Here is a 12023-nt window from a genome sequence, read left to right as displayed (position 1 = left end):
TTGCTCCGCAGCTTGTCCGGCAATTGCTCCCGTGGTTTATGCCCCCATCTGTCCACAGCCCGAACCCGAGCCGCGCCCGCATGAACCGACTCAACCTGCACCTGGTATCGGATTCGACCGGCGAAACGCTGGAAATGATCGCCAAGGCGGCGCTCGCGCAGTTCGACGATCCCGATGTCAGCCGCCATTTCTGGCCGATGGTCCGCTCGCTCCAGCACCTTGACCGGATCGTCCCCGATCTTGCCGCGCATCCCGGGCTGGTGCTCTACACCCTCGTCAATCCTGAAACCCGCAAGCGGCTGGAGGAACATTGCCGCCATCTCGGCCTGCCCGCCGTGCCGGTGCTCGATCAGGTGACCGCCGCGCTCGAAGCCCAGCTTGGGCAGGAAGCGCACGGGCGTCCGGGCCGCCAGCACATGATGGACGCGGACTATTTCCGCCGCGTCGATGCGATCCAGTACACCATCGCCCATGACGACGGCATCGGTTACGAGGAATGGGAGCAGGCCGATATCGTGCTGGTCGGCGTGTCGCGATCGTCCAAGACGCCGACGTCGATCTACCTCGCCAATCGCGGCTACAAGACCGCCAACATCCCGCTGGTGGTGGAAAGCCCCCCGCCGCCCGCGCTGTTCGGCCTGCGCCATCCACTGGTGGTGGGCCTTACCACCTCGCCCGAACGGTTGGTGCAGATCCGCCGCAACCGCTTGCTGTCGCTGAACGAGGCGACCGAGACTGCCTATGTCGATAGCGACCGGGTGAAGGCCGAGCTGCAATTCGCACGGCGGATGTATGCCGATAATGGCTGGCCGGTGATCGACGTCACCCGCCGATCGATCGAGGAGACCGCGGCGGCGATCATCCGGCTGGCGCAGGAACGCGACCGCAAGCCCGCGAGCGAGGGCGGGACGGGAAAGCCGATATGACTCTGATCCTTGCCAGCAAGTCCGCCTCGCGCCGGGCAATGCTCGATGCTGCGGGTGTGGCTTACCGGAGCATTCCCGCCGATATCGATGAACGCGCGGTCGAGGCGGGGTTGGCCGGTGCTGCCCCTGCTGAGGTGGCAGAGGCGCTGGCGGTGGCGAAGGCGGCAGCAGTGGCAGCGGCGCATCCGGGCGCGCTGGTGCTGGGTTCGGATTCGCTGGTGGTCGCGGGCGGGCGGCGGTTCGACAAGCCCCGCAGCCGCGATGAGGCGGGGGAGCACCTGCGGTTCTTCTCCGGCCAGGTGATGGAATTGCACTCCGCCGCGGCGCTGGTCAAAGACGGCGGCTGCCAATGGAGCCATGCCAGCATCGCCCGGCTGCATGTGCGCGATCTGTCGGAGGATTTCATCGCCCATTATCTCGACCTCGAATGGCCCGAGATCGGCCACGCCGTCGGTGCTTTCCGGATTGAGGGGCTGGGGGTGCAGCTATTCGAGGCGATCGAGGGCGACCAGTTCACCGTGCTCGGCATGCCGCTGCTCCCCCTGCTCGGCGCACTGCGCGAGGAAGGGGTGCTGCTGGCATGACGCGCCCCTATGCCGAGGTGATCGGTGATCCCATCGCGCAGTCGAAGTCTCCGGCGATCCATAATTTCTGGCTGAAAAAGCTGGGAATCGCAGCCGAATATCGCGCCTGCCACGTGCGGCCTGCGGAACTGGCGGATTACCTTGCCGCCCGCCGTGCAGACCCGCTGTGGCGTGGGTGCAATGTCACCATGCCGCACAAGCAGGCGGTGATGGCGCTGATCGACCGGATCGATCCACCTGGCGACGCGATCGGGGCGGTCAACACGATCATCCCGTCGGGAGATTCCGTGTTCGCCGGCACCAACACCGATGCGGCAGGTTTCCTCGAACCGCTCGCGGCAGAGCTGGCGCAGACCCACTACTTCCGCATGGCACGCATCATCGGCACCGGTGGCGCGGCGCGGGCGATCATCGCGGCGCTCGCCTCGCACAACTTCACGCTGGTGGTTGCCGGACGCGATCCGGCCAAGGCGCGCGCGCTGCTCGATGAATTGGCACCCAGGGGCGAGCACCACGCGATCGATATCGCCCATTTCGCCGACCCGACCGATTTTGCCTTCGACGACCGCGAAGGGTGCTGTGATCTCGTCATCAACGCCTCCAGCCTCGGCATGCAAGGCCAACCCCCGCTGCCCTTCGACTGGAGCCATGCACCCCCGGGCTCCATCGCCTATGACATCGTCACCGCCCCGCTCGACACCGCGTTCCTTAAGGACGCTCGCGCCAAAGGCCACCGCACCATCGACGGGCTTTCGATGCTGATCGGGCAGGCGGCGGTCGCTTTCGAGAAATTCTTCGACGCACCTCCGCCGCGCGAACATGATGCCGAACTCAGGGAGATCCTGACGCGATGAGCAAGCCGAAAATCATCGGCCTCACCGGCTCCATCGGCATGGGCAAATCGACCGTCGCAGCGATGTTTGCCGAAGCCGGTATCCCCGTGTTCGACGCCGATGCCGAAGTGCGCCGCATGCAGGGGCCGGGCGGCGAGCTTGTCCCCGCAATCGAAGCTGCCTTCCCCGGATCGACCGGGCCCGAGGGTGTCGACCGCGACCGGCTCGGCCATCAGGTGTTTGCCGACAAGGCGGCGCTGGCGCGACTCGAGGCGATCGTCCACCCCGCCGTCGCCGCGAAACGCGCCGCTTTCCTCAAAGAACACGCCGATAAACGCGCGGTGGTGTTCGACATTCCGCTGCTGTTCGAACGCGGCGGGCACGAGGCGGTGGACACCATCGTGGTCGTCTCCGCGCCCGAAGATGTACAGCGCGCCCGCGTGCTCGCCCGGCCCGGCATGACGGAGCAGAAGTTCGAGCACATCTACGGCCTGCAACTGCACGATTCGGAAAAACGCGAACGCGCCGATCATGTTATCGACACCGGCACCTCGCTGGAGGAAACCCGCCGCGAAGTGCTGGCGCTGGTCGCGTCACTTTGATGGCCGGGGCCTCTTGCCAGCGGGCCATTCCGGGAGGATAGTGCGGCAAATGCGGGAAGTGATCTTCGACACCGAAACCACCGGGCTCGACCCCAAGACCGGGGATCGCATGGTGGAAATCGGCTGTGTCGAAATGATCGGCCGGGTCGAGACAGGCCGCACCTTCCACGCCTATTTCAATCCCGAACGCGATATGCCGGTAGAGGCCGAGCGGGTGCACGGCCTCAGCGCCGCATTCCTTGCCACCAAGCCGCGCTTTGCTGAGGTGGCGGACGAATTGCTCGAATTTCTGGGCGATGCACCGCTGGTGGCGCATAATGCCGGGTTCGACTTCGGCTTCCTGAATAACGAGCTTGAACGGATCGGCCGGGCAGCGATCGATATGGAGCGGATGGTCGATACCGTCGCCCTTGCCCGCAAGAAGCATCCGGGCGCGAAGAACTCGCTCGATGCGCTGTGCACGCGATACGGGATCGATCGCAGCCACCGTGTGAAGCACGGCGCGCTGCTTGATGCCGAACTGCTGGCGCAGGTCTATGTCGAACTTACCGGCGGGCGGCAGATCGGGCTTGGTCTGGCCGAGGCGGAAAGCCTCACGGTGGTCGAAACCGCGACAATCGCCGCCGCACCGGCTGCGGGCCGGGTGGCGCGCCCGCCGCGACCGCACGCCGCCTCGCCCGAGGAACTGGAACGTCACCGCGAATTTGTCGCGGGGATCGAAAACGCCATCTGGGCGCGCTGAGGGGTCGGCGCGCCGCACGCATAACGGGATCCTCATCTTGGACGGAGGGCAATGACATGGATATTCGGATTTCGGGCCATCAGGTTGATACCGGGGCGGCTCTGCAGGAACACGCCGCCGACCGTTTGGGCGCGGTGGTCGAGAAATATTTCGACAATGCGCTGTCCAGTCATGTGACCTTCGGCAAGGCGCCCGCCGGGGCCTTTACCTGCGACATTGTTACCCATGTGATGCAGGGCCTGATCCTCAAGGCGCAGGGTTCCGCGCAGGATGCGCACATCGCGCTCGACGATGCGGCAGCCAAGATCGACAAGCAGTTGCGCCGCTACAAGCGCCGCCTGAACGACCGTCACGAACAGGCCGATCATGCCCGCGGCGAGGAAGAGGCCGCCTATACCATCTTCGCTATCGAGGAGGACGAGGAACAGGAAGTCACCGCCGATGCCCCGCTGGTGATCGCCGAAACCCGCGTCGATATCCCCACGGCCAGCGTCGCCGACGCGGTGATGCTGATGGACCTGCGCCACACGACCGCGCTGTTCTTCAAAAATGCTGGCACCGGACGGCATAATATGGTTTATCGGCGCGCCGATGGTTCGATCGGATGGGTCGAACCGCGATAGGATCCGCGCCTGAAGTGTGACGGGAGGCCCGCCCCAATGGCGGTTGTCACTGGCAACGGATTCACACGGCAACAGCAGGAGGGGCCATAGCCCCCGCCACAGGGTTTGATCGAAACCCTGCCGGACGGGATTTGCTCTGTTCGCTGGTTTTTCAATCGGGACTCGCAGAAAAATGGACGTAAACCTCGCACTCTCTCCGCAGGCGATTCTGTTCGACAAGATCGACAGCAAGTCCGGGGTGCTGGTCGCAGCGGCGCAATTGCTCGCCGATGCCTACGGGCTCGACCGGCACGAGGTGCTGGAGAATCTGGAAGCGCGCGAGGCGCTCGGCAGCACCGGGTTCGGCCGCGGGGTCGCGATCCCGCATTGCCGCAGCAAGGATGTGCGGCGTCCGTCGCTGGCGCTGATCCGGCTGGAGCAGCCGATCGATTTCGCCGCCGCGGATTCGCGCCCCGTGACGCTGGTTTGCGCGCTGGTCTCGCCCGAGAATGCCGGCGCGACGCACCTGCACGCGCTGGCTGCGATATCGCGCCTGACCCGTGACGAGGCGAAGTTGCAGATGCTTGCCGATGCCCCGAACGCCGAAGCGGCCTATGCACTGCTTACCCGACAGTTCGAACGGGATGCCGCCTGACGCGCGGCCTGCAAAAAGACAATGACCGGAGAGGAACACGCAAACCCCGCCATCGGGGCCGAAGGCCATTACCGCGCGTTGGAGCGGCTCTATGCCTCTGCGCCGGTCAACGCCAAGTTTGCATCGCAGCTGCACATCCCGGGCGAGGGTCTGTCGCGGCTGATCTTCACTGTCACGCCCGAGGATTACCACGCCGCCGGCGCGGCCCACGGGACGATCTATTTCAAGATGCTCGACGATGCGGCCTTCTATGCGGCCAATACGCTGGCGACCGATCGTTTCCTGCTGACCACCAGCTTCAACCTCCACTTCACCAAACCGGTGCGCAGCGGAACTGTCGTCGCAGAGGGCCGCTGGGTATCGGGCAAGCGCCGGGTGTTCGTGGCCGAGGCGCGGCTGGTCGATGAGGAAGGCGAGGAAATCGGGCGCGGCACGGGCACCTTCATGCGCTCGCGCATCCCGCTTTCCAGCCTGCCGGGCTACACGGCCGGCGCGTGAGCACGCGGCTTCCCGCGCATCTCGAAGTCGGGGCGATTCTGCGCCTTGCCGAATCGCAGGGCGGCTTTGGCACCGTGCTGGCCAAGGGCGAACGCGACGCCGGGACGATCCTGCTGGTAACCACGTGTCGTGGTGAAGCGGCAAGACTTTACGAAAGGATGCCCCAGCTCGACGGATCACGCAGCTTTGTTTCATCCAAAGAAGAAAACCCTGAAAATAAACAGGAATTTTCCGAATATCTGGCGCGGCGGCGGCGTCAGGACCCGGATATCTGGCTGATCGAGGTGGATATCGACGATCCGGAACGCTTCGTCGCGCAAATCGACGCGTTAACTTGACCTGCCAGCCCGTTTGGTTATGGGCCCGCGCACTTCCTGGCGCAGGCTGACGGGCGGCAATCCGGCCGTTCGAGCAGCACGCAGACGGGGAGCCGCCGGTAGGCTTTTTGAACCCCCCTCTCTTCGCGAACACAATCGCAACGGGTTTCCGCCTGCGTCGGAGCGCGCTCACCGCCCGAATAGTAGAGTACATGAGTCGCAAGACCGTCTCGATGCTTGCCCTCGCCGCTGCGGCGATCGCAACCATTACCCTGCCCGGCGTCGATGGCGCCGCGGTTCTGGCCCAAAGCGCGGATGCGCAGGCCAATGACCAGCTTACCCTGTCCGGTGAGGCCGATGCGGCCCCGGTGGCGGAGCTGGTTCCCGAAACCCCCATCTTCATTTCCGCCGAAGTGGTGCAGCCGCTTCCCGAGGCGCCTGAAGCGCCCGACGCCACCGTGCTGACCGAAGCCGGATCACTGCGCGAACTGGTCGGCATGGTCGATACCGACACGCCGCTGAGCGAAGAAATGCGCTGCCTTGCCGGCGCGGTCTATTTCGAAGCGCGCGGCGAACCGCTCGCCGGGCAGCTTGCCGTGGCGCAGGTGATCATCAACCGCAGCGAAGACACGCGCTTCCCCGGCAGCTATTGCGGCGTTGTGCGCCAGAAGGGCCAGTTCTCCTTCATGCGCGGCACCCGCATGCCGAATATCCGCACCGGCACGCCCGCATGGTCGCGCGCGGTGGCGATCGCCGAAATCGCGCATCAGGGCCTGTGGGAATCCGAAGCGGGCGAGGCAGTGTTCTTCCACGCCAAATATGTCCGCCCCGGCTGGAGCCTGCGCAAGACGCGTCTGGCGCAAATCGACACGCATATTTTTTATCGCTGAAGTCATCCGTCATCCCCGCGCAGGCAGGGATCAATCACGGGTTGCAGCTTGGACAGCAGAGGCCGGATAGGCCCCTGCCTGCGCAGGGGTGACGGTCTAGCGCAACCTGACCCAGACAGGCGCGTGGTCGCTGGCCTTTTCGCGCCCGCGATGCGCCTTGTCGACGCCCGCGCTTTCCAGCCGGTCGGCGCATTCGGGCGACAGCAGGATGTGATCGATGCGGAAGCCGTGGTCGCGCTGCCACGCGCCGGCCTGGTAATCCCAGTACGTCCACACCCCGCCGCGCGGATTGTGGGTGCGCAGCGCGTCGGTCCACCCGTCATTGAGGAACCGCGCATAAGCGGCGCGGGATTCGGGCTGCATCAGCGCGTCGTCGGCCATCGCCTTGACCGACCAGACGTCGTCATCTTCGGGAATGACGTTGAAATCGCCCAGCACCACCGCGGGCACTTCCTCGGCCCAGATTTCCGCCATGCGTTCGCGCAGGCGTTCCATCCATGCCAGCTTGTAATCGAACTTCGGCCCGGGATGCGGATTGCCGTTGGGCAGGTAGAGACAGGCGATGCGCACGCCGTTCACATCGGCTTCGAGATAGCGTGCCTGTTCGCCCTCGCCATCCTTCAGCCCGTCGATCCCCAACCCGCGCCGCACCTCGGCGATTTCATACCCTGCGCGTTTGTCGGCGAGGATTGCGACGCCGTTGAAGGCCTTCTGCCCATGCCAGATCGCGGTATAGCCGATTGCTTCGAAATCGGCGACGGGGAAGCCGTCGTCCTGCGATTTGATTTCCTGCAGACACGCGACCGCGGGGCGCGTTTCCTCGAGCCATTCGATCAGCCGCGGCAGGCGCGCCTTGATGCCGTTGATGTTGAAGGTGGCGATTTTCATGCGCGCCCTGATGCCTCAAAGCGCAGCCCGGGTCTAATTCAAATCCCGAAACTGGCCCCGCAACCGCAACCGGCGGCGGCTTGCGGGTTTTCGACCTTGAAGGCCGCGCCGCCGAGGGATTCGACGAAATCGACCGTGCTGCCCGCGATCAGATCAAGGCTCACCGGATCGACCACCAGCCGCACACCGTCGGTTTCACTCACCATGTCGTCGCCCTCGGGCGCATCGGCGAGGTCGAACTTGTACTGGAAACCCGAACACCCGCCCCCTTCGACCGCAAGGCGGAGAATGGGCGCGCGCGCCTGCTTTTCGGCGATTAGCGCGATCCGCCGGGCGGCGGCGGGGGTGAGAGTCAGGGGTTCGGGGCTCATGGGTGTAATCTAGTGCGCGCGGCCGCGTTCCTCAAGCGGTCAGACCGCCTGAATATAGTTGCGCAGCGCCTCGGCCTCGTGCTCGACCTCGTCGATTTTGTGCTTCACCAGATCGCCGATCGAGATGAAGGCCACCAGCGTGCCGTCCGCGACCACCGGGAAGTGGCGGAAGCGGCGGCGGGTCATCATGGCCAGCGCCTCGTCGACGGTGGTGGAAGGTTCTACCGTGACGGCGGGCGACGTCATGATCTGTTCGACCGGCAAGTCGAGGCAGGCCCCGCCGCGATCGGCCAGCCGGTAGACGATGTCGCGTTCCGAAACGATGCCGACCACCCGCCCGTCGCGCAGCACCGGCAGGGCGCCGATACGCTTTCCGGCGAGGATCTGCACTGCCTCGGCCACCGGAGTCGTCACGTCGCAGCCGATGATGTCGGACGGATCGCGCTTGGCGATGATGCTGGCAATGTTCATGGCCGTCTTCCTCTCTCTCGTCAGGGAAGGAAAATGCCATGCCTGCGGTGAAAAAGCGAATCCGCTCGTAGCGATCTATGCATGGCGCGAACCAAAGGTTGCGTGCTTTGCGCGTTGCAAAGCGCCCGCGCGGGGGCCATGTCGCGCCAATGGCTCGCAAATCCCCGCTCGACGATCCTGTGAATGCCGCCCACGCCTGGGCGCGTTATCGCCGGATCATGAAATTACTGCTGGCGGTCACCGCGTTGGTGGTGGCGCTGGCCATGGGGCTGCTGTTTGCCTCCAACGGTATGATTTCGGTGCATTTCTACATCGCTGTGGCACTGGGCATCAGCCTCACCATGCTGCTCGGCGGCGGGTTAATGGGGCTGGCTTTTCTGTCCAACGGGACGGGGCACGACGAATCGGTCGATAATCGCATGCCCGGCCGCGACGAGCTGTGGAGCCCGCCCGAGGATTAGGCCGGAGGCGTGAGTCGGTAATCTGTGACCGGTACGCCGCCCACCAGATGTTCCTGAATGATCCGCTCAAGCACCTTGGGCGAGCACGAATGATACCAGACCCCGTCCGGCCACACGACCGCGACGGGCCCTGCCGCGCAGATCTGCAGGCAATCGGCCTTGCTGCGTTGCACGCCGCCACCCGGCCCGCGCTTGCTGTCCTCGCCGCGTCGCGGGCCGACCAGCCCTAGTTCCTTCAGCCGCGATTTGAGGAAGGCCCAGCTTTCCTCCCCCGCCTCGCGCGAACAGCATTTCTGCTTGTCCGAAACCGCGCACAGCATGATGTGCCGCGCGATCGCGGTGCCCTTCGCCGGATCGCCGTAATGCTTGGCGAGCGAGGTTTGCGCGGACAGAAGCTCCTGCCGGCTCATTCCGGCTGCTCGGCCTTCAGCCAGCGATCGAGCCACGCGAACACGGTATTATGCCATTGCAGCGAGTTCTTCGCGCCCAGCACCCAGTGGTTTTCATCCGGAAACACCAGCAATTGCGACGGGATGCCCCGTTCCTGCAGCGCGGTGAAGCTTTGCAGGCCCTGCGTGTAGGGCACGCGGAAATCGAGCTCGCCCGTCACCACCAGCATCGGCGTCTGCCACTTGTCGACGTGGTTCGCCGGGTTCCATTTTTCGTAAGTCTCGCGCGCCTCGCTGTAGGAGCCGCCGAAATCCCAGCGCGGGAACCACAATTCCTCGGTCGAATAATACATGCTGCGCATGTCGAAAATGCCGTCGTGCTGCACGATGCAATCGAACCGCTCCGGCCATTGTCCGGCGATCCAGTTGACCATGTAGCCGCCATAACTCGCACCCATGGCGCAGGCGCGCTCGCCGTCGATCTGGCTGTCGAGCGCAAGCGCGGCGGCAAGGCCTTTCTGCAGGTCTTCCAGCGGTTTACCGCCCCAGTCGCGGTTGATCGCGTCGGTGAAGGCCTGTCCGTATCCGGTGCTGCCGTGGAAATCGACCGAGATCACCGCATAGCCCTGACTGGCGACGACGCGCGGGTTCCAGCGGCTTGACCAGCTGTCGTTGAAGCTCCCTTGCGGCCCGCCGTGGATATAAAGGATCGCAGGGATCGGCCCGGTCTGGTCGGCCAGCCGGGTAATCTGGCCCCACACGGTGTCGCCATTGGCGCCGGCAAAGCTGAAACGGCGGGTGACGATGTTCGCCAGTCCGCCCATGCGGGTGGTGGCGACATCGGTAAGCGGGCGGGCCTGCCGCATGTTGTCCGACAGGTAGAGCTCGGACGGCGCGCCGACCGAATCCCGCGTGAACAGCAGCCGCCCGCCGGGCAGGGCGGCGAGATTGCCGATATGCGCCTCGTTCCCCGCCATCAGATCCAGCCGGGTGACCTTGCCGCTCACCGGATCGATCCGGAAAGCCGGGGTATCGAGCACTTCCTGCGCGGTGGCGATCAGGCTCTTGCCGTTGGCTTCCCAAGTCAGGCTGCCGAAGCTGAGATCGGTGTCCTTCGTCAGGTTGCGGACCTTGCCCGTGGCGAGATCGAGCAGGCGGACCGATAGCCGGTCGGCCTCGTAAGTCGGCCGCTCCATCGCCAACCACGCGAGATAGCGCCCGTCGGGCGAAGGCGTGGGGGCGGTATCGGTGGCGGCGTTGCCGGCGGTGACAAGGATCGGTGCCGCACCCGAAAGATCGGACACGTAGATATCGAGATTGGTCGAGGTCGGCTCGGTCCCGTCGGCTTTGCGCGCTACGAAATAGACCTGCTCTCCATCGGCGGACCAGGCGATATCCTCGCCCCCGCCGAAGGGCATGGTGGGGGTGTCGCCGATCAGGCCGGTTTCGGGGTCGGTCCCGTCAACCGGCACGCCGTCACCGACCGCCTCGCCGTTTTCCATCCCGAACACGAACACGCGGTTGGGGATGCCGGGTGTCGCCCAGCGGTCCCAGTGGCGGTAAAATCCGTCGGCGCCGTCATACAGCCGGCCGTTACCCGGCCCCGGCAAATGCTTGGGCGTGGTGTCCGGGCAGCCGAAGCGCGGGCAATCGCGCGGTATCGCAGCCCAGAGCGCGATCGCCCTGCCCGTGGGTGCGAGCTTGAACCCGGCAATGTCGGTGCCGGCAATGTCCGCCACCGCCTGCGGCGCACTGCTGCGACCATCCTTGCCGAGGGTGACGCGCCACACACGGCTGCGTGCTTCGGCGCCGTCGTCAGGGTGTTCGCTGCTGAGGAAATAGAGCGCGCCGTCGGGTCCGAAGGCGGGTGCCGAGGCTTTCAACCCGAGTTCTAGCTTCACCGGCGTCGCACCCGGCTGCGTCAGATCGAGCAGGTAAAAGGCTGTGCTGCGGGTCAGGGTCGCGGCATCGGTGGTGGTGACGCCATAGACCGCCAGCGTGCCTGCCGCATTGATTGTGGGTGCACCAAGCCGCGGCATGGTGACCAGATCGCGCGCGCTCATCGGCGGGGCGGCGAGACCGGGGATTGCCGTGGTTGCGGAAGAAGTCGTTCCGGCCGCGTCCTGGGCGGCGAGCGGAGCGGCGATCAGGGCGGCGATCAGGGCGGCGGCGATCAGGGCGCCGGAAGCAGTCGGATAACGCATGCGGCAGGATTAGCCTGCCGGAAGGCGCTGCGCCAGTGGCGAGACGCGCGGCTCAGGACTTCTTGCCGACGATCCGCGCGATTTCGGCCTGCACCAGCTTTTCGACCATGCCCGGCAGGTTGGCTTCGAGCCATTGTGCCAGCATCGGGCGCAGCAATTCGCGGGTCAGCCCCTCAAGCGAGGTTTCGCCCGAACGCACGATCTGCGGCTTGGCGCCCGGTTCGGCCAGCATCGCCAGGGCGGCGAGATTTTCCTGCATCGCATTGCGCACCGTGTCGGCGATCAGCGGGGTTTCATCCGCCATCCCCTGCACATTGTTCAGCGGCAGCGCTGCAGCTTCACTTTCGGTTTCGGGCGGACATTCCATGTCGGCCAGATCGAGCACTTCGTCCTCGTCGCGGACCTTGTGCTGCGCCGGGGCCGGAACATCGGCTTCATCGGCGGCCACTTCGCGCCGGCGGCGCGCTTCAAGCGCAACGGCGCGATTGTCGCGCGCGATCACTTTCTTGATCGATTCGAGAATTTCCTCGACCGAAGCTTCGCCTTCGTGCCCCATTTCAAACCCCTGAACGTGCCGGACGCTGTCCCGA

Annotated in this window: 17 protein-coding genes; 11 read left to right on the top strand and 6 right to left on the bottom strand. The window is 65.3% G+C overall.

Annotated features, from left to right (window positions below; genetic code table 11):
- The first annotated feature begins 80 nt into the window (after nucleotides 1-80).
- From OIK40_RS03510 to OIK40_RS03465, 10 genes are all read left to right on the top strand, one after another.
- Nucleotides 81-926, top strand: coding sequence for a pyruvate, water dikinase regulatory protein (locus OIK40_RS03510; RefSeq protein WP_273676273.1), 846 nt, complete (start codon nucleotides 81-83; stop codon nucleotides 924-926).
- Nucleotides 923-1510 carry a Maf family nucleotide pyrophosphatase gene (locus OIK40_RS03505; RefSeq protein WP_273676271.1) on the top strand — a complete coding sequence of 196 codons (588 nt, stop codon included), beginning with the start codon at nucleotides 923-925 and terminating at the stop codon, nucleotides 1508-1510. Before OIK40_RS03510 ends, OIK40_RS03505 begins: the two co-directional genes overlap by 4 nt.
- The gene (gene aroE, locus OIK40_RS03500; protein WP_273676269.1) at nucleotides 1507-2364 is read left to right on the top strand and encodes a shikimate dehydrogenase; all 858 of its coding nucleotides are present in this window, start codon (nucleotides 1507-1509) and stop codon (nucleotides 2362-2364) included. The genes OIK40_RS03505 and aroE overlap by 4 nt, the downstream gene beginning before the upstream one ends.
- Entirely contained in the window at nucleotides 2361-2945 is a 585-nt protein-coding gene (coaE, locus tag OIK40_RS03495; RefSeq protein WP_273676267.1) for a dephospho-CoA kinase, read from the top strand. The genes aroE and coaE overlap by 4 nt, the downstream gene beginning before the upstream one ends.
- 49 nt (nucleotides 2946-2994) lie before the next feature.
- Nucleotides 2995-3687 (top strand): DNA polymerase III subunit epsilon, encoded by a 693-nt coding sequence (gene dnaQ, locus OIK40_RS03490; RefSeq protein ID WP_374211777.1) that lies wholly within the window; start codon nucleotides 2995-2997, stop codon nucleotides 3685-3687.
- A 56-nt stretch (nucleotides 3688-3743) separates the two neighbouring features.
- Nucleotides 3744-4310 (top strand): ribosome hibernation-promoting factor, HPF/YfiA family, encoded by a 567-nt coding sequence (gene hpf / locus OIK40_RS03485; protein WP_273676263.1) that lies wholly within the window; start codon nucleotides 3744-3746, stop codon nucleotides 4308-4310.
- Nucleotides 4311-4482: 172 nt separating this feature from the next.
- A complete protein-coding gene (locus OIK40_RS03480; RefSeq protein WP_273676261.1) occupies nucleotides 4483-4944 on the top strand; it encodes a PTS sugar transporter subunit IIA in 462 nt (153 codons plus the stop codon).
- 21 nt (nucleotides 4945-4965) lie between these two features.
- Nucleotides 4966-5442 (top strand): PaaI family thioesterase, encoded by a 477-nt coding sequence (locus OIK40_RS03475; RefSeq protein WP_273676259.1) that lies wholly within the window; start codon nucleotides 4966-4968, stop codon nucleotides 5440-5442.
- Entirely contained in the window at nucleotides 5439-5780 is a 342-nt protein-coding gene (locus tag OIK40_RS03470; RefSeq protein ID WP_273676257.1) for a DUF1491 family protein, read from the top strand. Before OIK40_RS03475 ends, OIK40_RS03470 begins: the two co-directional genes overlap by 4 nt.
- Nucleotides 5781-5971: 191 nt before the next feature.
- Nucleotides 5972-6649, top strand: a complete 678-nt coding sequence (locus tag OIK40_RS03465) for a cell wall hydrolase (RefSeq protein ID WP_273676255.1) — start codon at nucleotides 5972-5974, stop codon at nucleotides 6647-6649.
- Between the two features lie 96 nt (nucleotides 6650-6745).
- Here the strand turns inward: OIK40_RS03465 and xth are convergent, their stop codons facing one another.
- From xth to OIK40_RS03450, 3 genes are read right to left on the bottom strand one after another with little or no spacing between them, the layout of a single operon-like run.
- On the bottom strand, nucleotides 6746-7537 hold the full coding sequence (xth, locus tag OIK40_RS03460) for an exodeoxyribonuclease III (RefSeq protein WP_273676253.1): 792 nt from the start codon (nucleotides 7535-7537) through the stop codon (nucleotides 6746-6748).
- Between the two features lie 38 nt (nucleotides 7538-7575).
- A complete protein-coding gene (locus OIK40_RS03455; protein WP_273676251.1) occupies nucleotides 7576-7908 on the bottom strand; it encodes a HesB/IscA family protein in 333 nt (110 codons plus the stop codon).
- A 39-nt stretch (nucleotides 7909-7947) separates the two neighbouring features.
- On the bottom strand, nucleotides 7948-8379 hold the full coding sequence (locus OIK40_RS03450) for a CBS domain-containing protein (RefSeq protein WP_273676249.1): 432 nt from the start codon (nucleotides 8377-8379) through the stop codon (nucleotides 7948-7950).
- Nucleotides 8380-8528: 149 nt separating this feature from the next.
- On the opposite strand from OIK40_RS03450, the gene OIK40_RS03445 reads away from it, so the two are divergent.
- Nucleotides 8529-8840, top strand: a complete 312-nt coding sequence (locus OIK40_RS03445; RefSeq protein ID WP_273676247.1) for a hypothetical protein — start codon at nucleotides 8529-8531, stop codon at nucleotides 8838-8840.
- Here the strand turns inward: OIK40_RS03445 and OIK40_RS03440 are convergent.
- The 3 genes from OIK40_RS03440 to OIK40_RS03430 are packed head-to-tail and all read right to left on the bottom strand — an operon-like array spanning nucleotide 8837 to nucleotide 11989.
- Nucleotides 8837-9250, bottom strand: coding sequence for a (2Fe-2S) ferredoxin domain-containing protein (locus OIK40_RS03440; RefSeq protein ID WP_273676245.1), 414 nt, complete (start codon nucleotides 9248-9250; stop codon nucleotides 8837-8839). The genes OIK40_RS03445 and OIK40_RS03440 overlap by 4 nt on opposite strands.
- Nucleotides 9247-11433 (bottom strand): dipeptidyl-peptidase 5, encoded by a 2187-nt coding sequence (locus tag OIK40_RS03435; protein ID WP_273676243.1) that lies wholly within the window; start codon nucleotides 11431-11433, stop codon nucleotides 9247-9249. Before OIK40_RS03435 ends, OIK40_RS03440 begins: the two co-directional genes overlap by 4 nt.
- A 52-nt stretch (nucleotides 11434-11485) precedes the next feature.
- A complete protein-coding gene (locus tag OIK40_RS03430) occupies nucleotides 11486-11989 on the bottom strand; it encodes a DUF2497 domain-containing protein (protein ID WP_273676242.1) in 504 nt (167 codons plus the stop codon).
- Nucleotides 11990-12023: the final 34 nt, after the last annotated feature.

The sequence above is a fragment of the Erythrobacter fulvus genome, assembly GCF_028595285.1.
GTDB classification, from domain to species: domain Bacteria; phylum Pseudomonadota; class Alphaproteobacteria; order Sphingomonadales; family Sphingomonadaceae; genus Erythrobacter; species Erythrobacter fulvus.
The sequence above is the reverse complement of the archived record's forward strand: the minus strand, read 5'-3'. Positions and strand labels throughout refer to the sequence as shown.

Coding starts and splice junctions, on each gene's coding strand:
- OIK40_RS03445 (WP_273676247.1), top strand. CDS start 8,529: ATGGCTCGCAAATCCCCGCTCGACGATCCTGTGAATGCCGCCCACGCC.
- OIK40_RS03430 (WP_273676242.1), bottom strand. CDS start 11,989: ATGGGGCACGAAGGCGAAGCTTCGGTCGAGGAAATTCTCGAATCGATC.
- OIK40_RS03510 (WP_273676273.1), top strand. CDS start 81: ATGAACCGACTCAACCTGCACCTGGTATCGGATTCGACCGGCGAAACG.
- OIK40_RS03440 (WP_273676245.1), bottom strand. CDS start 9,250: ATGAGCCGGCAGGAGCTTCTGTCCGCGCAAACCTCGCTCGCCAAGCAT.
- OIK40_RS03475 (WP_273676259.1), top strand. CDS start 4,966: ATGACCGGAGAGGAACACGCAAACCCCGCCATCGGGGCCGAAGGCCAT.
- hpf (WP_273676263.1), top strand. CDS start 3,744: ATGGATATTCGGATTTCGGGCCATCAGGTTGATACCGGGGCGGCTCTG.
- OIK40_RS03435 (WP_273676243.1), bottom strand. CDS start 11,433: ATGCGTTATCCGACTGCTTCCGGCGCCCTGATCGCCGCCGCCCTGATC.
- aroE (WP_273676269.1), top strand. CDS start 1,507: ATGACGCGCCCCTATGCCGAGGTGATCGGTGATCCCATCGCGCAGTCG.
- coaE (WP_273676267.1), top strand. CDS start 2,361: ATGAGCAAGCCGAAAATCATCGGCCTCACCGGCTCCATCGGCATGGGC.
- OIK40_RS03465 (WP_273676255.1), top strand. CDS start 5,972: ATGAGTCGCAAGACCGTCTCGATGCTTGCCCTCGCCGCTGCGGCGATC.
- OIK40_RS03450 (WP_273676249.1), bottom strand. CDS start 8,379: ATGAACATTGCCAGCATCATCGCCAAGCGCGATCCGTCCGACATCATC.
- OIK40_RS03505 (WP_273676271.1), top strand. CDS start 923: ATGACTCTGATCCTTGCCAGCAAGTCCGCCTCGCGCCGGGCAATGCTC.
- OIK40_RS03480 (WP_273676261.1), top strand. CDS start 4,483: ATGGACGTAAACCTCGCACTCTCTCCGCAGGCGATTCTGTTCGACAAG.
- OIK40_RS03455 (WP_273676251.1), bottom strand. CDS start 7,908: ATGAGCCCCGAACCCCTGACTCTCACCCCCGCCGCCGCCCGGCGGATC.
- xth (WP_273676253.1), bottom strand. CDS start 7,537: ATGAAAATCGCCACCTTCAACATCAACGGCATCAAGGCGCGCCTGCCG.
- dnaQ (WP_374211777.1), top strand. CDS start 2,995: ATGCGGGAAGTGATCTTCGACACCGAAACCACCGGGCTCGACCCCAAG.